We start from the raw sequence: 24093 nt of genomic DNA, 5'->3' as shown, positions 1-24093 counted from the left end.
TGACGGTCAGTTAGCGCCAAGGCGCCATGCAATCCCCTGCCTTGCTTTCTCTTCTTTGTGCCCGCTTTGTGGCGCTCTCTTCGTGGTTCAAAGTTATCAGCCTCGCTCGAAGGAGCCACTCAGCCAGGGCGTCACGCGTGTCGGTGTGATGTCGGCCAGATGGACCTCCCAACTCTCGTCATGCGTGAGAGGCTGGCGCGGGTAGCTTCCCGCTGATCTGTTGCGGCCAGTGCTGCTTGACCAGGCGAGCCAGGGCGCATGGCGCTGCATGCCGGCGGGCAGTGTCGCAAGCTCCGGTATCCAGCGGCTGACGTAATGGCCGAGAGGGTCGTGCTGGCGTGCCTGCTTCATCATGTTGAAGTGCCGATCCCCGCGCGGATCACGTCCGATACCCGCCAGATAGCGCCAGTTGCCCCAGTTGGAGGCGACGTCGTGATCCAGTAACTGATGCTCGAACCAGGCCGCTCCCTGTCGCCAGTCCACGCCAAGGTCCTTGACCAGAAAGCTCGCCACGTTCTGGCGCATGCGGTTGCTCAGCCAGCCGGTAGCCGCCAGTTCGCGCATGCCGGCATCGACCCACGGTATCCCGGTCATTCCGGCCTGCCAGCGTTCAAGTGCTTCCGACTCCCGCGCATGACTGCGCGGCTGAGCCGCGTCGTGGCTTTGGGGCTCGCCCGTGAAGGTGTGCCTGCCCAGCCGCCGTGCATCCCAGTGGAAGTATTCGCGCCATAAAAGCTCGACGCGGATCCAGTCGCTGTCCTTGAAGGCAGCCTGCGGATGCGCGCAGTGCTCGGGCAGCGTGGCCTGAAAGCGGTGCAGCGCGTCCAGTATCCGCCGCGGCGACAGACAGCCCAGTGCCAGCCACACGGAGAAGCGGGTCGAGAAATCCGCGCCGTTGAGGCGATTGCGGGTGGTCTTGTACTGACCGGCGAAGGCGGGGTTCAGGTAATCCTGCAGGCGCTGCAAGCCGGCGGGCTCACTGGGGGCAAAGGTGTATTCGCCGCGGGTGTCGGCCTGCCAGTGGCGAGCCTTGAGCAGGTACCTGGCCGTGCCCTGAAAGCCACGAGGGGCGGCCTCTGGCCAACCGGGGAGCGTGGATGGCGCGTTCAGCGGGGCAGGCATGTCAGTGAGGCTCGGGCGGGCCTTCTCCAGCTTGCGCCGGAAGGCACTGAAGCTCTCGGGGAGTGCGACGAGTGGTTCCGGCAGCTCGTCTTCGTCCAGCAGCAAACCGCTGTTCAATTGCCGCAGGCGACACTGGCTTGCCACCGCGCGTTGTTGGCGTTGTTCCACCACGCCCGTGGCGCGGCGCGTGATGACGCCCCGGCAGCCATATTGCCTTGCCAGTTGCCCAATCAGCTGTGCCGCGTCGCCATGGAGGATCAGCAGGTCACTGCCTAGTGCCTGAAGTCGTGTGCGCAGCGATTCCAGGCTCCCGAGCAGGGCATGTTGCCGTCCCGTGCTGAGCGGCTGCAGGCGTGGCTCCCCGGGGCTGACGCTGCCGAAGGGCTGAAAGGTCGTCTCCGCCACCACATGCACGACCAGCAGGTGCGAGGCTCGCTCCTCGAGCGCGGCTTGCCACAACGGGTTGTCATCCAGGCGCAGGTCCTTGTTCAACCATACCAGCCAGGGGTCAGTGGACGTCATCGCGCGCCTCCCGTGCCAGCTGGCGTGCGTTGCGACGACAGCGCTGACTGCAATGGCGTACGTCGTCCCAACAGTCCTGCCACTTCTTTCGCCACGTGAAGGGGCGCTGGCAGGTCTGACATGGCTTGCTGGGCAGGTACGGTTTGCGATGCATGCTGGCAAGGCTCCTTAAAAACAGTACATAACCTATACCATAATTGTACGTCACACGAAATGGCGGCCAGGCAATCCCCTGTCATTCAGTTGATGAGCGCCTTGTGTGGCTGCCTCAGTCGCTGCCCGGCAGTTGATCCAGTTGTCGCTCCAGAGTCTGCATGGTGAGCAGCAGATCACGGTATTGGCGTGCATTGACGGCGCCGAGCAGCTCATCCTCGAAACGCCGCGCTTCGGGAATCAGCTCGGCGAGCATGGCCTCTCCCTCGGCGGTGAGAACGAGTAGCTGCGCACGCTGGTCCTGCTCGCTCGGACGACGCAGGATCAGTTCACGGCTCTCCAGTGATTTGACGGCGCGCGAGACGCGTACCTTGTCCATGTGGGTGCGCAGGCTGATTTCCCGCGCGGTCATCGGCACGCCGCGGCTCAACCAGGCCAGCAGACGCCACTCGGCGACATTGATGGCGAAGCGCTCGCCATAGCGGGCGAACATCGCCTCACTGGTGCGCTCGGCCAGTCGGTTGAGGCGATAGGGCAGGAACTGGTCAAGATCCAGCTCGCAGCGGGGCGTGTCCTGTGAGGCTTCCCCATCAAGGGCATCGCGCGCTTCGGGAGTGTCATCAGTGCGTTGCATCGAGAGTTACCTGTCTCGGTGAGAGGGCTGACCAGCGTTGTCACGACAGTGCATGGTGGTGGGATCAGGTTACCGATGTTACCACTTTCGACAGCGAGCAAGACAAAAGTCGAGCACTCGAGCGATTGCCAAGGTATGAATCTGTCTATATGGTTTCATATGTAACTATTTAAGGGCGATGGCGGCATGTCGTGCCGTGGATGCCCCAGGTCATCAGGAGCCGCGAGCCCACAAGGAGATTAATCGTCATGCGCGAGCGCAATGCTGAGTGTCATTATCACGCCGGTTTTCGAAATCATGTCTCCAGCGAGGCGTTGCCTGGCGCCTTGCCGCAGGGCCAGAACTCTCCCCAGCGTTGCCCCTATGGCCTGTACGCGGAGCAGTTGAGCGGCTCGGCCTTCACCGCGCCGCGTAGCCACAATCTGCGCAGCTGGCTTTACCGCATTCGGCCCTCGGTGGTGCAGGGCGCCTATCAGCCCATGGAGATGCCGCAGGTCGCCACCGCACCGCTGGCCGAGGGAATGCCGGATCCCAACCCGATGCGCTGGGACCCCATCGAGTTCTGCGCTGGCGATTTTCTCGAAGGCCTGATCACGCTGGCGGTCAATGGGGATGCCCAGGCGCAGCAGGGCTGTGCCACGCATCTCTACGCCTTCTCTCGCGGCATGCAGCAGCGCTTTTTCTACAATGCTGATGGCGAATTGCTGATCGTGCCGCAGCAGGGTGCCATTGAGGTGCGCAGCGAGCTGGGCCTGCTGGAAGTCGCCAGCGGCGAGATCGTCGTGATTCCGCGTGGTATCAAGTTCCAGATCAATCCGCTGGCGGGGCACACGGAGGGCTGTCGAGGCTATGTGGCCGAGAACTATGGCGCGCCTCTCGAGCTACCCTCGCTGGGGCCCATCGGCAGCAATGGACTGGCCAATCCGCGTGACTTCCTCGCGCCATCGGCACGTTTCGAGGACGAAGCCGGTGACTTCACGCTGGTGGCCAAATTCGGCGGGCGTTTCTGGCGCGCGAGCCTGGATCATTCACCGCTGGATGTCGTGGCCTGGCACGGCAACTACGCGCCCTACAAATATGATCTGGCGACCTTCAATACGATCAATACGGTCAGCTTCGATCATCCTGACCCCTCGATCTTCACCGTGCTGACATCACCGTCGGACACCGCCGGGGTCGCCAATCTCGACTTCGTGATCTTCCCGCCGCGCTGGATGGTCGCCGAGAACACCTTCCGACCGCCGTATTTCCATCGCAATCTGATGAGCGAGTTGATGGGGCTGATCCATGGCGAATATGACGCCAAGCGCGAAGGATTCTGTCCGGGCGGCGCGAGTCTGCACAACGCCATGACCCCGCATGGCCCTGACGCTGCCACCTTCGAGGCCGCCAGTCAGGCAGAGCTCGCCCCTCGCTATCAGGGCAATACGCTCGCCTTCATGTTCGAGAGTCGCTATCTGTTCCAGCCCACCCCGCAGGCCCTATCGTCGAGCGCTCGTCAGCGCGACTACGGCTCGGTATGGCAGGGGCTCGCGTCGCACTTCACGCCTCACACCACTCCTCAATTCACCCCTTAATTCACCCTGCATAAGTGATGACCTTTGACTGTTCATCGTCATCCGACCCCAGGCAATTCCTGCATTATTGCTCACGTTGCTCTTCAAGGAGGCACCCATGAAATTCGCTACCTACCAGGATGGTTCCCGTGATGGAACGCTGCTGCTGGTCTCCCGTGACCTGACCCGCGCCGTCAAGGTCGCGGATGTCGCCACGACGCTGCAGGCGCTGCTGGAAGACTGGACGTCGCTGGCGCCCAGGCTCGAGCAACGCTACGAGGCGCTCAATGATGGCACGCTGACGGACGCCTTTGCGCTGGAAAGTCAGGCGTTGCATTCCCCGCTGCCGCGCAGTTACCAGTGGGCAGACGGCTCGGCGTATCTGAACCATGTCCAGCTGGTGCGTCAGGCGCGTGGCGCCGAGATGCCCGAGACCTTCTGGCACGATCCGCTGATGTATCAGGGTGGCAGCGACAGCTTCCTGGCCCCCAGCGCCGATATCGTATGTGTCAGTGAGGAGCATGGCATCGATTTCGAAGGCGAGATCGCCGTCATCACCGATGATGTGCCGATGCACGTCAGTCCGGAGCAGGCCGAGGACCACATTCGCCTGTTGATGCTGGTCAACGACGTCAGTCTGCGTGGGCTGATCCCCGGCGAGCTGGCCAAGGGCTTCGGCTTCTTCCAGGCCAAGCCGTCGTCAAGCTTCTCGCCCATCGCCGTGACGCCGGATGAGCTGGGGGATGCCTGGCAGCAGGGGCGCGTACATCTGCCGCTGAGCGTGCATCTCAATGGTGAGAAGTTCGGTGAGCCAGAGTCCGGGCCAGACATGATCTTCAGCTTCCCGCAGCTGGTGGCGCATGCCGCGAAGACTCGCCCCCTGGGCGCCGGTGCGATCATCGGCTCAGGTACCGTGTCCAATCCCGGCAAGGATGGCGGCCCCGGCAAACCGATCAGCGAAGGGGGCGTGGGCTACAGCTGTCTGGCCGAAGTGCGCATGGTCGAGAAGATCCTGTTCGATGAGATTCGCACGCCCTTCATGCGTTTTGGTGATCGCATCCGCATCGAGATGTTCGATCGCGATGGCCAGAGCATCTTCGGCGCTATTGATCAGCAAGTGACGCAGTTGGACGCCTGATGGCGGCGTCGAGAGGCAGAGCTTCTCAGAGACATGTCTCGGGAAGGCGTCGTGTGCCGGTAAGCCTCAAGCCAACTGGATGCGAGGTAGTGCGAAGGGGCGGCCGGCATCCAACCGCGTCACAGGGGAGTGCAGCATGAGTTCAATGAGTCTGTATGGCTATTACCGTTCATCTACCAGCTATCGGGTAAGAATCGCGCTGGCGCTCAAGGGGATAGAGGTCGCTCAGGTGCCGGTCAATCTGCTCAAGGGCGAACAGCGCTGCGAGGACTATCTGGCCATCAACCCCCAGGGACTGGTGCCGACCCTGATGGTGGGAGATACCCCAACATCTGTGGCCCTGACCCAGTCACTCGCGATCATGGAATATCTGGAGGAGCGCTGGCCCACCCCGGCGCTGTTGCCCTCAGTGCCGGAAGCGCGTGCGAAGGTGCGCTCGCTGTGCCAGTTCATGGCCTGTGAGATGCATCCGCTCAACAATCCGCGCGTGCTCAATTATCTGACCGATCGGCTTGAGGTCACCCAGCAGCAGCGCCTTGAGTGGTACCGACACTGGGTCGCCGAGGGCTTCGCGCGTCTGGAAGTGATGCTGGCGGAAAGTGCAGGGCGTTTCTGCCATGGAGATAGCCCAGGCATGGCGGATGCCTGCCTGATGCCTCAGCTCTACAATGCGCGCCGCTTCGAGTGTGAACTCAAGGACTACCCGAGGATTCTGGCCATCGAGGCGGCCTGTCAGTCACTGGAAGCTTTCCAGCAGGCCCACCCCGAGCGTCAGCCAGATTGCCCGGCGGCCTGACGCGCATGGCTTCAAGGCAGCAAGCAGCGCCCCACCCGGAACGGTGGGGCGCTTTCGTCTTGCTCATGCGCAGCTTGCACGCTTTCGGCCTGCTTGGCTTCGCGCAGCTCAAATCGCGCATCGCGAATCACCTGCCAGGCGGACTGCAGGAAGAGGGCGGCAATCGCCGCCCCCAGCAGCACATCCGGCCAGCGGGAGCCTGTCCAGCCGACCAGTAGTGCGGCGCCGAAGACCGAGGCATTGGCGATGATGTCATTGCGTGAACATAGCCAGGTGGAGCGCATGTTCAGATCATCCGACTTGAAGCGCCACAGCAGGCCGAAGCAGACCAGATTGACGGCCAGCGCCAGCAGGGCGAAGGCACCCATGCCGTGTGCGGCTGGGGCGACGCCATGGAGGGCCTGATAGCCCGCCTCGCCAAGGACGATCACGCCCAGTGCCAGCATCACGATACCTTTCACCAGCGCGCTCAACGCACGTTCACGCACGCTGCGGTGCAGGACGTAGAGGGTCAGGGCGTAGACGCTGGCATCGCCGAACATGTCGAGGGAATCCCCCAGCAGCGCGGTGGAGCCCAGCCACCAGGCCGCGGTGAATTCGATGAAGAACATGCTGGCATTCAGTGCCAAAAGGATCTTGAGCACCTTGCCCTGAGAGGCTCTGAGCTCTGCCAGCTCGCCGGACTTGCTTTCGCAACAGCTTTTCATAAGGGGTCTTGGCCTCCTGTCGTATTGCTGACAGCATGGAGGTTATAGTCACTATAAGGTCAAGCCTCATGACACAAGGATCCGAGCGCGAGCCGGGAACAGCAGCGCAAGACCCGCAAAGCTCAGAGGCTGTCACAGGGGCGATGAGCATCGGTCAGCTGGCCAAGGCCTCAGACGTCCAGGCGGTGACGATCCGCTACTACGAGAAGCAGGGTCTGTTGGCCCCGCAGCGGCGTGCGGCCAACGGCTATCGCGAATATGGCAATGCACAACTGCGCCGGTTGACCTTTATCCGCCGTTGTCGGCGTCTGGGGTTCTCGCTGGATGATATTCGCGCCTTGCTGGGACTGGCGGATCAGCTTGCCTTGCCGTGCAATCAGATCGACGCGCGTATCGAGGCGCAGCTGGCCGAGGTGCGCAAGCGCCAGCGCGATCTCGCCGTCATGGAGGAGGAGTTGCAGCGCCTGACACACTGCTGCGCCGGCGGGGTGGTGGCGCAGTGCCGTATCGTCGAGACACTGACCGAGGTCTAGGAGTAAGGCCCTGGCATTTTCGCGCGCGCAAGGATGACTGAAGGCCGCTGATCGCGCTCGCCTCTGTTGCCGCGCCGCGCCAGCCGCTACAATGCGCGCCATTCGTCTTGTTCTGCTATTCACCCAACAGTGCGCGCGGCGTGCCTCACGTCGGGCCGGATGCCTTTCAGCTCATGTCAGATTCCCAGATTGCCAAGGCGGCGGATGTGCGCCGTACATTCGCCATCATCTCTCACCCGGATGCCGGTAAGACCACCATCACCGAGAAGCTGCTGCTGTTCGGGAATGCCATCCAGATGGCCGGCTCGGTCAAGAGCAAGCGGGCCGATCGCCACGCAACCTCTGACTGGATGAAGATGGAGCAGGAGCGTGGCATCTCCGTGACCACCTCCGTGATGCAGTTCCCCTACAAGGACCGCATGGTCAACCTGCTGGATACTCCCGGGCACGAGGACTTCTCCGAAGATACCTACCGGACGCTGACCGCCGTCGACTCGGCGCTGATGGTCATCGATGGTGCCAAGGGTGTCGAGGACCGCACCATCAAGCTGATGGAAGTCTGCCGCCTGCGCACCACGCCGATCCTGACCTTCGTCAATAAGATGGACCGCGAGACGCGTGACCCCATCGAGGTGATGGACGAAGTCGAGACGGTGCTCAACATCCAGTGTGCGCCGATGACCTGGCCGATCGGTGTCGGCAAGGGCTTCAAGGGCGTCTATCACCTGCTCAATGACGAGATCCATCTCTACAAGCAGGGCCAGGGCAACCGCATTCCCGATGACGTGCGCATCAAGGGCCTCGATAGCTCCGAAGCCATCGAAGTGCTGGGCGAAGACCTGATCGAAGAGTTGAGCATGGAAGTCGAGCTGGTGCGCGGCGCCTCCCACGAGTTCGATCTCGAGGCCTATCGTCGCGGTGAGCTGACGCCGGTCTACTTCGGTACTGCCATGGGCAACTTCGGCGTGCGCGAGATGCTCGACGGCTTCGTCGAATATGCCCCGCCGCCCCAGCCGCGCGATACCGATACCCGCGAAGTCACCGCCCACGATGAGCGCTTCACCGGCTTCGTGTTCAAGATCCAGGCCAACATGGACCCGAAACACCGTGACCGTGTCGCCTTCCTGCGTGTCTGCTCCGGCAAGTACGAGAAGAACATGAAGATGCGCCACGTGCGCATCAACAAGGACGTCAAGATTCCTGATGCCCTGACCTTCATGGCGGCGGACCGCTCCCACGTGGAAGAGGCCTGGCCGGGCGATATCATCGGCCTGCACAACCACGGCACCATCCAGATCGGTGACACCTTCACCATCGGCGAGGACATGCGCTTCACCGGCATTCCGCACTTCGCGCCGGAACTGTTCAAGCGCGTGCGCCTGAAGGACCCGCTGAAGATGAAGGCGCTGCAGAAAGGTCTGCAGCAGCTCTCCGAAGAGGGCGCGACCCAGGTCTTCCAGCCGTTCGACAACAACGACCTGATCGTCGGTGCCGTCGGTACGCTGCAGTTTGACGTGGTCGCTCACCGCCTGAAGGAAGAGTACAAGGTCGAGTGCATCTATGAGGCGATCAACGTGCAGACCGCACGCTGGATCTACTGCGATGACAGCAAGATGCTGGAAGACTTCAAGCGCAAGGCCAGTGCCAACCTGGCCTACGACGGCGGTGGCTGGCTGACCTACATCGCGCCGACCCGCGTCAACCTGCAGCTGACCCAGGAACGCTGGCCGGACATCACCTTCCGCGCGACCCGTGAGCACTGAGACAGTTGCCACAACGGCGTTGCCACAGCGGCGCTGCCGTAACGGCGTTGCCCTAGCGGCGATGTCGTAATGGCGCTGCCACAGCGACGCTGCGATAGCGAGACCGTCGATCACGGCATGAAGAACGCCACCCCTCGGGGTGGCGTTTTTTTATGCCCGGATAAAGGTGGCACTTTTTGTGGCCAGACATGCGTGTAACCCTACGTTTACACAGCCAACCCATGGCGCGGCATCAGCACGGCATAATGTTCGGGTCATGTTGTCTTGCTGGCATCCGTGTGATGAAGCTTGCTGGGGCGAAGGTCGGTAGGGCGCAGACAATGACAACAACAATGGCGTGGGATGTGTCTCAGTGCGGGCCATGCATGATGCGTGGCAATCCACCGGATGGTTAGCGAGTGACAGGAGATGACAGATGTCCGGATTCATGCAGGAATTTCGTGATTTTGCCGTCAAGGGAAGCGTCGTCGACATGGCGGTCGGCATCATCATCGGCGGGGCATTCACACTGATCGTCAAGAGTCTGGTCGGTGACATGCTCAACCCGTTGATCGGGCTGCTGATCGGCGGAGTCGATTTCGCCAACTTCTTTGTCGTCCTCAAGGAAGGCGCTCAGGCCGCGCCCTACGCCAGTCTCGAGGCCGCCAAGGAAGCGGGAGCCGTCACGCTGAACTATGGCTTGTTCATCAATGCCATCATCAGTTTCGCGCTGGTGGCGCTGGCGGTATTCGTGTTGATCCGCCAGATCAACAAGCTCAAGAAGGAAGCCGAGGAAGCGCCGGAAGAGGTCACCGACAAGGATTGCCCGTATTGCCTTTCCAAGGTGCCGCTGGCGGCGACCCGTTGTGGTCATTGCACCTCCGAGCTGGCGCCGGCAGCGCCGGTGGAGGCGGCCTAGGCCATCTGCGTCAGTCACGACGACAGACAAGCAATATCGACACTCGTCCTCAAGGGGCCGGCCACCAGGCCGGTCCCTTCGTTTGTCTGTCACACGCAGATATAGCACGATGGCTGTACGACCATCACCGGGAGATTCCATGCTGATCGACAGCCATTGCCATCTGGATTTCGCTGACTTCACGCCGGATCGTGAGGCGGTCATCGCGCGTGCCGAGCAGGAAGACGTCTCGGCCTTCGTGGTGCCCGCCACCACGGTGGCAAGCTTTTCGGCAGTGCTGGCGCTGGCGGATTCAACGGCGCGTATCTTCGGTGCTCTGGGACTGCATCCCTATTTTCTGTCCGAGCATGGCGATGACGCGCTGGCGGCGCTTCATCAGGCTCTCGATCAGCATGCTGATCATGTCGTCGCGTTGGGCGAATGTGGCTTCGATGCGCGACTGGCCGATCATGACGCCCAATGGCAGCTGTTCGAGGCCCAGCTGAGCATGGCACGCGAATTCTCCCTGCCTGTCATCGTGCACTGCGTACGCGCCAATGACGAAGTCGCCAAGCGTATCAAGCAGGCACGACTCACCCGTGGCGGCATCATTCATGCCTTCGCGGGTAGTCAGGTGCAGGCGGAGCGCTTTCTCGAGCTTGGCTTCGTGCTGGGGCTGGGCGGCAGCGTGACCTACCCGCGTGCCAACAAGCTGCGCGGAATGGTGGCGTCACTGCCCGACGATGGCTTCGTGCTGGAAACCGATAGCCCCGACATGCCGCTGTGCGGGTTCCAGGGCCAGCGCAATGAGCCATCGCGAGTGGCCAAGGTCGCGGACGTGGTGGCGGAACTCCGCTCGAGCAGTCGCCACGATATCGCGTTATCCACCACGACGAATGTGCAGCGTATTCTTCAACTGAACGTCTGATCTAGACTGACCTCAAAGGCCAGGCGACAGCCTGCCGACCCGGTTCAGGAGGTCGCCTCATCATCGGTAAATCAATGTCAGATTCTTCAGCATCGCGTTCCTCCTCTCGTGTGCCGGCACACGAGTCTTCTGCTGTCTTCGCGCACGCCTCCCTGCCTGCTGGCCCCCGCTATCGGATTTACCTGCTGCCGCTGCTGTTGCTGGCGGCATTGCTGGCCACCGCCTGGTTGACGGCCAGCCAGATCACGCAATCCCGCGAGGCGGATCGTGAGTCCGACAGGCAGCGCCTGGCCTTGTGGGTCCAGAGTGAACAGCGCCTGCTCGCGGGACAGTTGCAGGAGAATGGCTACTGGGAAGAAGTCGTGACCAGGTTTCTGCGCGAGCCCGAGCTCGACACGACCTGGCTCGAGTACATGTATGGCCCCGAGTTCGCCATCAATACCGGCATACATCTGATCTCTGCGGTGCGTGGCGATGGACAGGTGGCCGCCTGGGTGCAGCACAACGCCGGGTCGCCGGGGGCCGACTGGCTGGGCAAGCAGCCGGTGAGCTGGCGACGTGCGCTCGCCCCCGTCATGCAGGCGGCCCGCCAGTCACCGACACAACCTCAGCTGGCCTGGTTGATCGTCGACAACCAGCCATGGCTGATCGGCATGCAGGGGCTCTACGAGGATGAGGAGGCCTTGCCACCGCGTGACGAGCAGGGGCTGTTGATTCTGGGCATGCCGCTCACGGCAGACCTGCTGGACGAGCAGGCGGCCGTGCTGGGCTTGAAGGGTCTGCAGGTGGTCAGCAACGCCATGCCACAGCCCATCGCGACGCAGCAGGTCTGCGTGGCCTTGCCCGCTTCTGGTCGGGCCGATCGCTACAACCATGCCAAGGCCTGCTGGCAGGATGAAAATCGCGTCGCTCAGTTGCTGCAGGAGATGGGCACTCCGCTGGCGGTGCTGCTGTTGATCATTGTGCTGGCGGGCATGGGCACCATCGGCATGCTGGTGCGCGACAGTCGGCGCCGCAGGGCGAGTCGGGCCTATGGCGCCTATCTCGAGCATCAATACCAGCGCCACAGCATTCTCAACCAGCAATTCCTGAGCGTCCCCTATGAAACCCACACGCCGCAGAATGCGCGTGCGTCTCTCACCCGCTACCTGCAGCGCGTGCGCGAGATGCTGGGGGCAGAGATCATCATCTATCGGCGTGAGGTGGGAAATCCCAACGCCGGCTACCTGATTCTGCAGAGTCACGATGAGCGTGAGTGGTTGAGTGAGGCATCGTTGCGGCGTGATCCTCTCTGGCGCCTGCCGGTGGGGCGCGTGTGCGTGTCAGCCGGCGATCGCTCGCGACGCGATGGCGATGGGAGCGTCGACAAAAATGTCGATGAGCAGGAAGATCGCGCGCTGCTGCTGTGCCAGCGACTGGGCGCCAGCCAGCTGATGGGCTATTCGGTCTCGCCGCATCCCGGGCGCAGCGAATTGCTGCTGGTGGCCAGTCGCGGCCATCGACTCAACGCCACCGAGATGATGCCGTTGCTGGACATGACCCTCGATACTCTGGTGGTAAGAGGACTGGAGCAGGAGCGCGTGCTGCTCCAGCACCAGTTGCTCGAGGAGCGCGAGACGGATCTCGATACCGGCCTGCTCAGCCGTGAAGGCATGCTGCGCCTGATCAAGGTGCGGATTGACCAGCTGGGCGAGGTCGCGCCGATGGAGGGCTTCGTGCTGATGGCGCTTAGGATCGGCGGCTTGCAGGTGCTCTACGATCATGCCGGCGCCGAACCGGGCAATCACCAGCTGGAGCAGGTCCAGAAGCGCATCGCTCCCTTGCTGGGAAATTCCGGCGATGTGGCGCGCCTCGAGACCGACAGGCTGCTGATCATGGTCCAGCGCCGGCTGCTGGAAGCGACGCGAGGCGGTATCAGCGGCTGGCTGGACAACCTGCTGAATGCCGTGCGCGACAAGGTCACGCTCAATGATGAGGTGATCTATCTGCAGCCGAGCCTGGGCATCACGCGCTATCCCGAGGATGGCCATCAGGTGGATGCGCTGGTCTATCGCGCCGAACGTGCCCTGCACGATACCCAGCAATGCCAACGCGAGTGGCATTTCTTCGATGAAGAGGCGGAGCGTGAGTTGCGTCGCCTCAAGCAGCTGGAGGCCGAGTTCACCGTCGCGCTGCGCGAGAATCAGCTCAGGCTCTTCGTGCAGCCGATCGTCGACGGGCGTACCGGCCGCTTGCAGCTGTCTGAGGCGTTGATTCGCTGGCAGCACCCGGAACATGGCTTGATGGGCTCGGCGGACTTCATGGCCATCGTCGAGTCCGCCCGCCTGGATGTCGCGCTGGGGCGCTGGGTGCTCAAGGAGAGCATCGCGACCCTGATGCGCGTCCACGAGAGCGGCCATGAGCTGCATCTGAGCGTCAACGTGACCGTGCGCCACATGATGGACAAGCGCTTCCTGGCAGACCTGGAAATGTTGTTCCGGCATCCGGAGCTGTGTGAGCGCCTGACGCTTGAACTGGTCGAGAGCCAGCTGCCGGATGATATCCAGACCCTGGCCGTGCTGTTCCAGACCATCCGGGCTCACGGCGTGGCGTTGGCACTGGACGATTTCGGTACGGGCTACTCCTCGCTGTCACAGTTGCAGCGGCTACCGTTCGACAAGCTCAAGATCGATCGGCAGTTCGTGACGGCGCTGGGCTCCAGCAAGGGGCAGGCCATGATCGAAGCGATGCTGGGGCTGGCGGAGGCCTTCCATCTTGCGGTGGTGGCCGAGGGCATCGAGACGCCAGAGCAGCGAGCCGAATTGCTCGCGCATGGCTGCTCGCTGCATCAGGGCTATCTCTATGCACGACCGATGCCGGTGCAGGAGCTGATCGAGCACCTGATCGCAGGGGATGGCTGGCTGCCGGAAGGGCTGTAAGGGCTGGGAGCCCCAGCAGGCGCCTGATATCAGCAATCCGTGGCAGACAAAAGCCCCGCACGTTGGCACGTGCGGGGCTTTCCTGTGGCGGCTTTGCAGCGCTCAGTCCTTCAAGCCGTATCCTTCAGCCCTTGAGCTGCTCCGGGTCGCGACGCTCGACGGCATAGGGCAGTGCGCTGCGCTCAAGCTGGGTGCCATCTTCCAATGCCAATGCGATCTCTTCATCGCGCAGGCTGATCACGGCCAGCAGCTCCAGGCGACCCTGCTCATCATGGGCTGCCTGCAGCACTTCGCCGAGAGACTTGCCGTCGGGGCTTGTGACCTTGCTGCCCACCGCCGGCAAGTCGGCCGGCTGCGCCGTCGTCAGGCGTTGCAGGCGCTTCTTGACCCGGCCGCGGAAGTGGGCGCGTGCCACGACTTCCTGACCGGTGTAGCAGCCCTTCTTGAAGCTGATCGCGGCGAGGGCTTCCAGATTGAGCATCTGCGGCAGCCAGCTGTCAGTCTGCGCGGAGGTGACCCATTGCAGACCGGCGCGGATATCTTCCAGGCACCAGCGGGTGTCATCGCTGGCGGCCACATCGCGTGCGAAAAGCGCCGTCGCGAGGTCTGACAGGACGGCATGCGGGCCGACCAGTATCGCGCGCGGGGTATTGCCTGACGGCTGGCGTGCCAGCGCGCAGGTCTGCGGTTCTTCGTCCTCGCTCGACTGCAGGGGCGACGGGAGGACCGAGCGCATGGCCAGGTCATGCTCGGCCAGCGCAGGTGCCGCAAGGGCGTCGGCACAGGCCGCCAGAGCCTGCTCACCGAGCAGGCCGAGCACGCTCAGCTCACTCGACACCTCCAGCGTCACCTTGTAGAAGGGCGCGAACTTGGCCAGATGGGCACGCAGCGGTTCGGCGGTGCCAGCCGGCATCACCAGCCACAGGCGCTCTTCGCTGACGCGCAGCAGCTGGGCCATGGCCAGAATGCGTCCCTTCGGGGTGCAGAAGGTCGTCAGCGGCGCCAGCTCGCCATCGACCAGACTCAGCTGCTGTGAGGTCTGTCCCTGCAGAAAGCGTTCGCCATCCTTGCCGCAGACCTCGAGTACCTCGAAATTGCCCAGCGGGGTCAGTGCATTCTCGGCCAAGGCACGGCCGGCTACGCCAGCGTGAGGCATGTCAGCGGGGGGCATGGAGGCGTCGGCTGGCTCACCCAGCGTCAGGCGGCCGTCCTCGCCGAGCTGGTAGCCGTGGTCTTGCATCAGGGTCTTCAAGGGATTCATCTACCACCATCCTGTTGCGAAGGAGTGAACTGCCGGTGGCGCACTGGCAACCATGCGGCATGTCGGATGCCCGCATTGTCACGCGCCAGCTGGCGGCTGTCAGCCCCTTGTGCCTCAAGTGGCAGTAAAAGAGCGGGCAAATCAGTGTTCCCGTCCTGCCAGGCGTTTCTCGGGCCTTGCTCGCGACGAGCCTGATGGGCGCTGACCGCCAGGCAACCGTGCTATTCTTGACGGCTGCAATGCGCTGCGGCGCCCCTTTTTTACTGCATGACAGGAATGACACGATGGCCAGCTTTTCTCTTACTCTGATCGGCGTCGAGAGCGTCAAGGATGTCAACAAGGTCACCACGGCGCTGATGATGATGGATGGCGTCAAGGAAGCCGAGGTCGGACGTGGCTTTGCCGAAGTCGACGGTCAGGTGCGTTATGACGCGCTGGTCAAGACGGTCGAGAAGGCCGGTTACAAGGTCAAGTGACCGCAGTGCGGTGACGCTGGACAGGCGGCAAGCAGGCAACGTCTCACGAGCGGGATCACGGATAGATCAGCGACAGGGAGGTGACGAATGAGCATCGAGGTAATCAGCCGTCGGTCAGGCAGCTTCGTGCAACGGGTACAGGTCGCAAGCTTTGATGAGTTGCTGGTCGATGTGCCGGCGGTGGTCGGTGGCGACGAGAGCGCCCCGGACCCGCATGACTACTTCGACCTGTCGCTGGGGGCCTGCAAGTCGATCACCGTGCAGATGTACGCCCGGCGCAAGGGCTTGCCGCTGGCGGGGATCATCACCACGGTGGACCGGGACGACAGCGACGAGCGCCGTGGCAGCAACAGCGAATATCGCCTCACGGTCAGCATGCAGTTCCTGGCCGAGGAGGGTCATGAGCTGGATGCCGAGACCCGCGCGCGCCTGATTGAGATCTCCGAGCGTTGCCCCATCCATCGCCTGATGACCAGCACCCGGGTCTCGGTGACCAGTCGAGAAGCGCCCGCGAGCGAATGATGCCGCTGGGCAATCATCTGCCTGTCGTCAGTTGAAGACCCGACTGACTGCCACCATTGAGAGCGCATGAGCAAACCATTTCGCATCAATTCCAAGTTTCAGCCGGCCGGTGACCAACCGGCGGCCATCGAGAAGCTGATCACCGGCCTGGACGCGGGTCTGGCGCATCAGACCCTTCTGGGCGTGACCGGTTCCGGCAAGACCTTCACGGTGGCCAACATCGTGGAGCGCCTGCAGCGTCCGGCCATCGTCATGGCCCCCAACAAGACGCTGGCGGCGCAGCTGTACGGCGAGTTCAAGTCGTTCTTCCCCGACAACGCCGTCGAATATTTCGTCTCCTATTACGATTACTACCAGCCCGAAGCCTACGTTGCCTCCTCGGACACCTTCATCGAGAAGGATGCCTCGATCAACGACCACATCGAGCAGATGCGCCTGTCGGCGACCAAGGCGCTGCTGGAACGCCGCGATGCGATCATCGTGGTCTCCGTCTCGGCCATCTACGGCCTGGGTGATCCGGACCAATACCTGAAGATGCGCCTGCACTTCAATCGTGGCGAGCAGATCGATCAGCGCGGCTTCCTCAGGCGTCTGGCGGAGCTGCAGTACACCCGCAACGACATGGATTTCCGGCGCGGTACCTATCGGGTGCGCGGCGACGTGATCGACATCTTCCCGGCCGATTCCGAAGAGCAGGCGGTGCGTGTCGAGCTGTTCGATGACGAGATCGATTCCATCCGGCTGTTCGATCCGCTGACCGGTGAAGTGGCCGAGTCGGTGCCGCGCATGACCATCTATCCCAAGAGTCACTATGTGACGCCGCGCGAGACCATCGTCGCTGCGGTCGATCACATCAAGGAAGAGCTGGTCGAGCGCCTCGATTACCTGCGCAAGCACGACAAGCTGGTCGAGGCCCAGCGCCTGGAGCAGCGCACCCTCTATGACATCGAGATGATGATGGAGCTGGGTTACTGCAACGGCATCGAGAACTACTCGCGCTATCTTTCGGGGCGTGATCCCGGCAATGCGCCGCCGACCTTCTTCGATTATCTGCCCAAGGACGCGCTGGTCTTCATCGACGAGTCCCACGTCAGCGTGCCCCAGGTCGGCGGCATGTATCGCGGTGACCGCTCGCGCAAGGAAACGCTTGTGGAGTACGGCTTCCGCCTGCCGTCGGCCCTCGACAATCGCCCGATGAAATTCGAGGAGTGGGAAAGCATTCTGCCGCAGACCGTATTCGTCTCGGCGACGCCTGGTCCCTACGAGGAAGAGCATGCTGGCCAGGTGGTGGAGCAGGTGGTACGTCCCACCGGGCTGCTCGATCCGGTCATCGAGGTGCGTTCGGCCTCTACCCAGGTGGATGACGTACTCTCGGAGATTCGCGCGCGCACCAAGGTCGGCGAGCGCGTGCTGATCACCACGCTGACCAAGCGCATGTCGGAAGACCTGACCGAGTATCTGGGCGAGCACGACGTGCGGGTGCGCTATCTGCACTCCGATATCGATACCGTCGAGCGCGTCGAGATCATTCGTGACCTGCGTCTGGGCAAGTTCGATGTGCTGGTCGGTATCAACCTGCTGCGTGAGGGCCTCGATATTCCGGAGGTCTCGCTGGTGGCGATTCTGGATGCCGACAAGGAGGGCTTCCTGCGCTCGGAACGCTCCCTGATACAGACCATCGGTCGCGCGGCGCGTAACGCCAACGGCAAGGCCATCCTGTACGGGGACCGCATCACCGATTCCATGCAGCGGGCCATCGCCGAGACCGAACGCCGTCGCGAGAAGCAGATGGCCTTCAATGACGAGCACGGCATCACGCCGCGCACCATCACCAAGTCGGTGGCGGATATCATGGAAGGTGCCCAGGCGCCGGGCCGCAAGAGCAGCCGTCGCAAGGGCAGCGAGCGTCAGGTGGCGGAAGAGACGCCGGACTACGCTGCGCTGGCGGCCGAAGGCCCTCAGGCGCTCGAGAAGGAAATCAGTCGTCTCGAAGATGCCATGTTTGCCGCTGCCAAGAATCTCGAGTTCGAGGAAGCCGGTCGACTGCGCGATCAGATCAACGATGTCCGCAATCGCCTGATCGCGCTGGGCTGACGCTATCCTCCATCCCCAGCACCCGAGTCACTCAAGGCATGACCCTGCGCGCCCGACGATGTCACCCATCGTCGGGCGCGTGGCGTTCAGGGCTGGCGGATATCTGACGGGGGAGTGCCATCAACAAGTTATCCCGTTATCTTACCTGTTGCCTTGCAGATCATCACATTGCAGCTCAGTGCATGCCTCAGGAGCAGCCGGCTGCTCGGGGAGGGCGGCAGGATTGCTTCTCTTACAACCTTGGGCGTAGCCGGGCAGGGGACTGCGGTGCGTCCTGATGGTGCGAGAGGAGAGGGAAATCCTGTTATCCGCGTGTTGGCATGTGCCAATGACTAGCTTTGATCGGGATTTCCGAGGAATGTCTGGCCATATTGGAAAGCGTGGTGCTTTTCGCTATTGGCAGGCTGCCGAGCCGCATTCATGAGCGCCCAAACGGTCACTTTACATGCGTATTCGCTGCTGCCAATAATGCTTTCAAGGCATTCCTGACGCGTCGACCCCCTGCCTGTAGGCTGGCAGCGGCGCACAAGGTCAGCGAATGACAGACACTGTCGCCACCCTTTTTCGGTCAGCCCAGCGCTGCCACCAAGCGTCAGTCAGGTCTGCCCGGCCGTAGTACAACAATAATCGGGAACAGGAATTCTCATCATGATGCGCAGGTCTCTTCTCGCTCTCGGTATCGCCGCGGCGATGTCCACCCAGGCTCAGGCCGATATCACCATCGCCATGGCAGGCCCGGTCACGGGGCCGGTCGCCCAGTACGGTGACATGCAGTTCATCGGTGCCGAGATGGCCATCGAGCGGATCAATGCCGCCGGTGGCGTCGACGGCGAGATGCTCAAGGGCGTCAAATACGACGACGCCTGTGATCCCAAGCAGGCGGTGGCGGTGGCCAACCAGATCGTCAATGACGATGTCCAGTACGTGATCGGGCACCTGTGCTCCAGCGCGACCCAGCCGGCCTCGGACATCTACGCCGAGGAAGGCGTGATGATGATCACGGCGGCGTCCACCAGCCCGACCATCACCGAGCAGGGCTATGAGCTGGTTTTCCGCACCATCGGTCTGGATTCCCTGCAGGGGCCGGTCGCCGGGCGCTATATCGCCGAGACGATCAAGCCCAAGCACATGGCCGTGATCCACGACAAGCAGCAGTACGGGGAAGGCATCGCCACCGGCGTGCGCGACACCGTCGAGGAAGCAGGCATCGATGTGGTGCTGTTCGAGGGCATCACGGCGGGCGACAAGGATTTCTCGGCGTTGATCTCCAAGCTCAAGAAGGAGAACGTCGACTTCGTCTATTACGGCGGCTATCACCCGGAGCTGGGCCTCTTGCTGCGTCAGTCGCGTGAGCTGGGCTTCGATGCCCCCTTCATGGGCCCGGAAGGGGTCGGCAACCCGGACATTTCCAAGATCGCCGGTCAGGCCTCCGAAGGGCTTTACGTGACGCTGCCGCCGGCCTTCGAGACAGACCCGAAGAACGCCGATCTGGTCGCGGCCTTCAAGGACAAGGATCAGGACCCCTCCGGCCCGTTCGTCATGCCGGCCTACACCGCAGTGGAACTGATCGCCGATGGCATCAAGGGCGCCGACTCCACCGATCCGTATGACGTTGCCGAATATCTGCGCGCCAACAGCTTCGACACGCCCATCGGCAAGGTCGAATACGACGAGAAGGGCGATCTGAAGGACTTCAACTTCGTCGTCTACAACTGGCACGCCGACGGAACCAAGAGCGAAGCGGCACATTGATCATCGGCTGGCCTCTGCTCGTCTGAGCCCAGCCTTCGCCACGGCCATGTGACATCTCATCTGGCACCTCATTTGAGCGATCATTTGAGACCTTATTCGAGACCTCATGTGGCCGTGGTGGATCAACCCCGAGACGCTTCCCGTCATGCCAGCTGGCATGGCGGGCTTCTCCGTTCGGTCGAGTCCACGGTGATGCAATATCGCCGTGCCTTCCCGTTGTCGCCGCGCATGCGGCATTTCCCTGACGGTCACCGGCCACAAGCCGAAGACAGTCGCGGCCAAGGGTCGTTTCAATGGAAGACATCCTCTACTTCCTGCAACAGGTCATCAATGGCCTGACCATCGGCAGTACCTATGCCTTGATCGCCATCGGCTACACGATGGTTTACGGCATCATCGGCATGATCAATTTCGCCCACGGCGAGATCTACATGATCGGCACCTACGTGACCTTCATCGTCATCGCGGCGCTGGGCATGCTGGGCATCGCCAACCCCTTCTTTCTGATGGCGGCCGCCTTGCTGGTGGCGGTACTGGTGTCCTGCGCCTACGGCTTTGCCGTGGAGCGGGTGGCCTATCGCCCGGTACGTGGCTCCAAGCGTCTGATCGCACTGATTTCGGCGATCGGCATGTCGATTTTCCTGCAGAACTACATGCGTCTGGCCCAGGGCTCGCGTGACATGGCGATCTCCAGCCTGATCCCGGGCGGTTGGGAGTTCGGGCTGGAAAGCTTCGCGGTCAATCTCTCCTACATGCAGGTGATCATCTTCAGCGTCACCCTGGTGTGCATGCTGCTGCTGTCGTCCTTCATCTCGCGCTCCCGCCTGGGACGTGCCTGTCGTGCCTGCTCGCAGGATGCCGGCATGGCGCGTCTGCTGGGCATCAATACCGACATGATCATCTCGATGACCTTCGTGATCGGGGCGGCGCTTGCCGCCGTGGCGGGCCTGCTGCTCGGCATGTATTACGGCGTGGTCAATCCCTACATCGGATTCCTCGCCGGCCTCAAGGCGTTCACGGCGGCGGTGCTGGGCGGTATCGGCAGCATCCCCGGCGCGATGCTGGGCGGGCTGCTGTTGGGAGTCGCGGAGGCACTGACCGGCGGTTACCTGTCCACGGAATACAAGGATGTGGTGGCCTTCGGACTGCTGATCCTGATTCTGCTGTTCCGTCCCTCCGGGATTCTCGGCAAGCCCGAAGTGGAGAAGATCTGATGCCCAAGCTTGCGAAACAGACTCTGAAGAAGGCGGGCACCTCGCCTGCCGAGACGTTGCCGCCCCAGCCTGCCTATCGGCGCCCCTGGTGGTCGGCGCTCGCGGCCGCCGTGCTGACCCTCGTGCTGGGCGGCTCGGTGCTGGGGGTACAGCTCGAATCCACCGGCATCACCACCACGGTGCGCTTGATGGGCATGGATACCTGGGGCTGGTTGCTGGCTGCGGCGCTGGCCGTCTTCCTGCATCAGCTGGTACGCCCGCAGATCGAGGAGTGGCGGGCGCGCACCCGCAAACCTTCGCGTTTCAGCGTCCCTGATGTGATGAGCGGTCAGAAGCGTCAACTGTGGATCATGCTGGCCATCGGTGCACTGCTGATCTTCCCGTTTCTCTCCAACCGCTCGGCGGTGGATCTCGCCACCCTGACGCTGATCTACATCATGCTGGGCCTGGGGCTCAACGTGGTAGTGGGGCTCGCCGGACTGCTGGATCTCGGCTACGTGGGCTTCTACGCCGTCGGGGCCTATACCTATGCGCTGCTCAACAGCTATCTGGGCTTCAGCTTCTGGGAGGCATTGCCCATCGCCGGGTTGATGACGGCGCTGTTCGGCTATCTGCTCGGCTTCCCGGTACTGCGATTGCGCGGGGATTACTTGGCCATCGTGACGCTGGGCTTCGGCGAGATCATCCGCATCCTGCTCAACAATTGGACCGAGTTGACCGGCGGCCCGAATGGCATCGCGCGCATTCCCAAGCCGACCTTGTTCAACCTCGAGTTCTCGCGGCGGGCCGACGAGGGCAATATCGCCTTCCATGAGTACTTCGGCATCGACTACGACCCGGCCCTCAAGGTGATCTACCTGTATCTGCTGGCCTTGATCCTGGTGCTGATCACGCTGTTCGTGATCTACCGCTTGCTGCGCATGCCCATCGGGCGCGCGTGGGAGGCACTGCGCGAGGATGATATCGCCTGTCGCTCGCTGGGCATGAACCCTACCGGCATCAAGCTCTCGGCCTTCACGATCGGTGCGAGCTTCGCGGGCTTCGCCGGCGCCTTCTTCGCCGCGCGTCAGGGCTTCATCAGCCCCGAGTCCTTCACCTTCATCGAGTCGGCGATCATTCTGGCCATCGTGGTGCTGGGCGGAATGGGCTCGCAGCTGGGCGTGATTCTGGCGGCGATCGCCATGACGCTGTTGCCGGAGCTGGCACGCGAATTCAATGAATATCGCATGCTGCTGTTCGGGCTGATGATGGTGTTGATGATGGTCTGGCGTCCTCAGGGACTGGTGCCGCTCAAACGACCGCAGATGGAGCTCGATCGTGGCTGACACACATGACAAACAGGTCCATGACAAGCAGGCCCGCGACAGGCAAGACCTCGACAATTCGACACCGGTCGCCTCCTCGCGTCGTCAGGCGCGCGCCGAGGGCGGAGCGCCATTGCTGGATGTGCGCGATCTCACCATGCAGTTCGGTGGCCTCAAGGCCGTGGACGGCGTGACGTTGCAGGTGCATCCGGGCGAGGTGGTGTCGGTCATCGGGCCGAACGGTGCGGGCAAGACCACCGTCTTCAACTGCATCTCCGGCTTCTATCAGCCCACCGGTGGCGAGGTGTATTTCCAGAACCGCGCCATGCATCGTCTGCCGGGCTATCGCATCGCCCAGGCCGGCATGGTGCGCACCTTCCAGAACGTGCGGCTGTTCAAGGAGATGACCGTCATCGAGAATCTGCTGGTGGCGCAGCACATGCACGCCGAACGCAATCTTCTCAAGGGACTGTTCAAGACGCCGGGCTATCGACGCAGTGAAAAGGCGCTGATGCAGCATGCCGGCGACTGGCTGGAGCGAGTCGGTCTGCTCGAATTCGCCAACCGCGAGGCCGGCAATCTGGCCTATGGCCAGCAGCGCCGACTCGAGATCGCGCGCTGCATGGTCGCCAGGCCGCGGCTGCTGATGCTGGATGAGCCGGCGGCGGGCCTCAATCCCAACGAGACACGTGATCTGGATGATCTGATCGTCAGCCTGACCCGCGATGAGGGCATCTCGGTGCTGTTGATCGAGCATGACATGAGTCTGGTGATGGGCATCTCGGACCACATCTACGTGGTCAATCAGGGCCAGCCGCTGGCGGATGGCAGTCCGGAAGACATACGGCGCAACGATGCCGTGATCAAGGCCTATCTGGGGGAAGAGTGATCATGAGTGAGCATGTCGAAGACGTGACACCCGAGGCCACGCTTGCCGGTGAGGAACTCGCGCCCCGGGAGGCCATGCTGGCCCTCGAGCATCTGACCACCCACTACGGGCCGGTGCAGGCGCTCAATGATGTCTCGCTGGCCGTCGGCCAGGGCGAGATCGTGACGCTGATAGGTGCCAACGGCGCCGGCAAGACGACGCTTCTGATGTCGATCTGTGGCGATCCGCGTCCAACCAGCGGGCGGGTGTGGTTCGAGGGCGAGGAGATCACCGGCACGCCCACGGCGCGCGTGATGCGTGGCGGGCTGTCGGTGGTGCCGGAAGGTCGCCGCATCTTCACCGGCATGACGGTGGAGGAAAACCTGGCCATGGGCGGCTATTACCAGAGCAAGGAGGAGAACGAGCGCAGCATCGAGCACGTGCTGGGGCTTTTCCCGCGTCTCAAGGAGCGCTTCCAGCAGCGCGGCGGCACCATGTCCGGTGGGGAGCAGCAGATGCTGGCCATTGGGCGCGCCCTGATGAGTCGGCCGCGGCTGTTGTTGCTCGATGAGCCATCGCTGGGGCTGGCGCCCATCGTGATCGGGCAGATCTTCGAGATCGTCGAGCAGCTGCGCGAGCAGGGCACCACCATCTTCCTGGTGGAGCAGAACGCCCATCGTGCCTTGTCGATCGCCGATCGCGGTTATGTACTGGAGCATGGTCGAGTGGTATTGGCGGATAGCGGCAAGGCGCTGCTGGCCAACGACGACGTGCGCCGCGCCTATCTCGGAGGCTGATCGCTGGCAGTGATCGGATTCACCAAGGCAGGACGCCGCCCCCGGCACTGAATCGTCAGTGTCGGGGGCGGCGTCTTCTTTCGCTCTCGAGATGGGGATGAGGTGGAAGTGTGGGAAGGTGGGGGGGGGGAGAGGACAAAGGCTGGCTCGGTCAGTGG

General features: G+C 62.6%; 21 protein-coding genes. 16 read left to right on the top strand and 5 right to left on the bottom strand.

Translation table 11 applies throughout. The features are described from left to right. Positions 1-96: 96 nt before the first annotated feature. The 3 genes from AOG28_RS15245 to AOG28_RS15240 all read right to left on the bottom strand — a co-directional run bounded on the left by AOG28_RS15245 (position 97) and on the right by AOG28_RS15240 (position 2431). Positions 97-1644, bottom strand: a complete 1548-nt coding sequence (locus AOG28_RS15245; protein WP_054557010.1) for a DASH family cryptochrome — start codon at positions 1642-1644, stop codon at positions 97-99. Continuing rightward, on the bottom strand, positions 1631-1798 hold the full coding sequence (locus tag AOG28_RS17865; RefSeq protein ID WP_082388858.1) for a DUF2256 domain-containing protein: 168 nt from the start codon (positions 1796-1798) through the stop codon (positions 1631-1633). Before AOG28_RS17865 ends, AOG28_RS15245 begins: the two co-directional genes overlap by 14 nt. Positions 1799-1912: 114 nt before the next feature. Then, the gene (locus AOG28_RS15240) at positions 1913-2431 is read right to left on the bottom strand and encodes a MarR family winged helix-turn-helix transcriptional regulator (protein ID WP_054557009.1); all 519 of its coding nucleotides are present in this window, start codon (positions 2429-2431) and stop codon (positions 1913-1915) included. A 248-nt stretch (positions 2432-2679) separates the two neighbouring features. On the opposite strand from AOG28_RS15240, the gene hmgA reads away from it, so the two are divergent. The 3 genes from hmgA (at position 2680) to maiA (ending at position 5921) form a co-directional block, all read left to right on the top strand. After that, positions 2680-4008, top strand: coding sequence for a homogentisate 1,2-dioxygenase (gene hmgA, locus AOG28_RS15235; protein ID WP_054557008.1), 1329 nt, complete (start codon positions 2680-2682; stop codon positions 4006-4008). 97 nt (positions 4009-4105) lie between these two features. Continuing rightward, positions 4106-5125: a fumarylacetoacetate hydrolase family protein gene (locus tag AOG28_RS15230; RefSeq protein ID WP_054557007.1), complete on the top strand. Its 1020-nt coding sequence runs from the start codon at positions 4106-4108 to the stop codon at positions 5123-5125. 145 nt (positions 5126-5270) lie between these two features. Beyond that, the gene (gene maiA, locus AOG28_RS15225) at positions 5271-5921 is read left to right on the top strand and encodes a maleylacetoacetate isomerase (protein WP_054557006.1); all 651 of its coding nucleotides are present in this window, start codon (positions 5271-5273) and stop codon (positions 5919-5921) included. 11 nt (positions 5922-5932) lie between these two features. Here maiA and AOG28_RS15220 read toward each other — a convergent pair whose 3' ends face one another. Continuing rightward, entirely contained in the window at positions 5933-6628 is a 696-nt protein-coding gene (locus tag AOG28_RS15220) for a cation transporter (protein ID WP_082388857.1), read from the bottom strand. Positions 6629-6696: 68 nt separating this feature from the next. Between AOG28_RS15220 and AOG28_RS15215 the strand changes: the two genes are divergently transcribed. The 5 genes from AOG28_RS15215 to AOG28_RS15195 all read left to right on the top strand — a co-directional run bounded on the left by AOG28_RS15215 (position 6697) and on the right by AOG28_RS15195 (position 13647). Then, complete coding sequence (locus AOG28_RS15215) at positions 6697-7161, top strand: MerR family transcriptional regulator (RefSeq protein ID WP_235507051.1); 465 nt, start codon at positions 6697-6699, stop codon at positions 7159-7161. 173 nt (positions 7162-7334) lie between these two features. After that, positions 7335-8924 (top strand): peptide chain release factor 3, encoded by a 1590-nt coding sequence (locus AOG28_RS15210; protein WP_054557034.1) that lies wholly within the window; start codon positions 7335-7337, stop codon positions 8922-8924. Positions 8925-9339: 415 nt separating this feature from the next. Further along, the gene (mscL, locus tag AOG28_RS15205; protein ID WP_054557004.1) at positions 9340-9822 is read left to right on the top strand and encodes a large conductance mechanosensitive channel protein MscL; all 483 of its coding nucleotides are present in this window, start codon (positions 9340-9342) and stop codon (positions 9820-9822) included. A 139-nt stretch (positions 9823-9961) separates the two neighbouring features. Beyond that, complete coding sequence (locus tag AOG28_RS15200; RefSeq protein WP_054557003.1) at positions 9962-10729, top strand: TatD family hydrolase; 768 nt, start codon at positions 9962-9964, stop codon at positions 10727-10729. Positions 10730-10803: 74 nt separating this feature from the next. Then, complete coding sequence (locus tag AOG28_RS15195; protein WP_054557002.1) at positions 10804-13647, top strand: EAL domain-containing protein; 2844 nt, start codon at positions 10804-10806, stop codon at positions 13645-13647. Positions 13648-13771: 124 nt separating this feature from the next. On the opposite strand, the gene ygfZ is transcribed toward AOG28_RS15195, so the two are convergent. Next, the gene (gene ygfZ / locus AOG28_RS15190; protein ID WP_054557001.1) at positions 13772-14908 is read right to left on the bottom strand and encodes a CAF17-like 4Fe-4S cluster assembly/insertion protein YgfZ; all 1137 of its coding nucleotides are present in this window, start codon (positions 14906-14908) and stop codon (positions 13772-13774) included. Positions 14909-15192: 284 nt separating this feature from the next. Here ygfZ and AOG28_RS15185 point away from each other — a divergent pair, with 284 nt between their 5' ends. From AOG28_RS15185 to AOG28_RS15145, 8 genes are all read left to right on the top strand, one after another. Then, complete coding sequence (locus AOG28_RS15185; RefSeq protein ID WP_054557000.1) at positions 15193-15384, top strand: hypothetical protein; 192 nt, start codon at positions 15193-15195, stop codon at positions 15382-15384. Between the two features lie 87 nt (positions 15385-15471). Further along, positions 15472-15906: an OsmC family protein gene (locus tag AOG28_RS15180; RefSeq protein WP_054556999.1), complete on the top strand. Its 435-nt coding sequence runs from the start codon at positions 15472-15474 to the stop codon at positions 15904-15906. A gap of 66 nt (positions 15907-15972) precedes the next feature. Then, positions 15973-18000 carry an excinuclease ABC subunit UvrB gene (uvrB, locus tag AOG28_RS15175; RefSeq protein WP_054556998.1) on the top strand — a complete coding sequence of 676 codons (2028 nt, stop codon included), beginning with the start codon at positions 15973-15975 and terminating at the stop codon, positions 17998-18000. Positions 18001-18651: 651 nt separating this feature from the next. Beyond that, entirely contained in the window at positions 18652-19752 is a 1101-nt protein-coding gene (locus AOG28_RS15170) for a branched-chain amino acid ABC transporter substrate-binding protein (RefSeq protein WP_442854957.1), read from the top strand. A 293-nt stretch (positions 19753-20045) separates the two neighbouring features. Continuing rightward, positions 20046-20966, top strand: coding sequence for a high-affinity branched-chain amino acid ABC transporter permease LivH (livH, locus tag AOG28_RS15160; protein ID WP_043336883.1), 921 nt, complete (start codon positions 20046-20048; stop codon positions 20964-20966). Then, complete coding sequence (livM, locus tag AOG28_RS15155; RefSeq protein WP_082388855.1) at positions 20966-22291, top strand: high-affinity branched-chain amino acid ABC transporter permease LivM; 1326 nt, start codon at positions 20966-20968, stop codon at positions 22289-22291. The genes livH and livM overlap by 1 nt, the downstream gene beginning before the upstream one ends. Positions 22292-22403: 112 nt before the next feature. Next, entirely contained in the window at positions 22404-23159 is a 756-nt protein-coding gene (gene livG, locus AOG28_RS15150; protein WP_082388869.1) for a high-affinity branched-chain amino acid ABC transporter ATP-binding protein LivG, read from the top strand. A 74-nt stretch (positions 23160-23233) separates the two neighbouring features. Beyond that, on the top strand, positions 23234-23935 hold the full coding sequence (locus tag AOG28_RS15145) for an ABC transporter ATP-binding protein (protein ID WP_043336899.1): 702 nt from the start codon (positions 23234-23236) through the stop codon (positions 23933-23935). The last annotated feature ends 158 nt before the right edge of the window (positions 23936-24093 follow it).

Source organism: Cobetia sp. UCD-24C (assembly GCF_001306765.1).
GTDB classification, from domain to species: domain Bacteria; phylum Pseudomonadota; class Gammaproteobacteria; order Pseudomonadales; family Halomonadaceae; genus Cobetia; species Cobetia amphilecti.
Note: the sequence above shows the minus strand (reverse complement) of the source record. Positions and strands in the feature narration are given on the sequence as shown.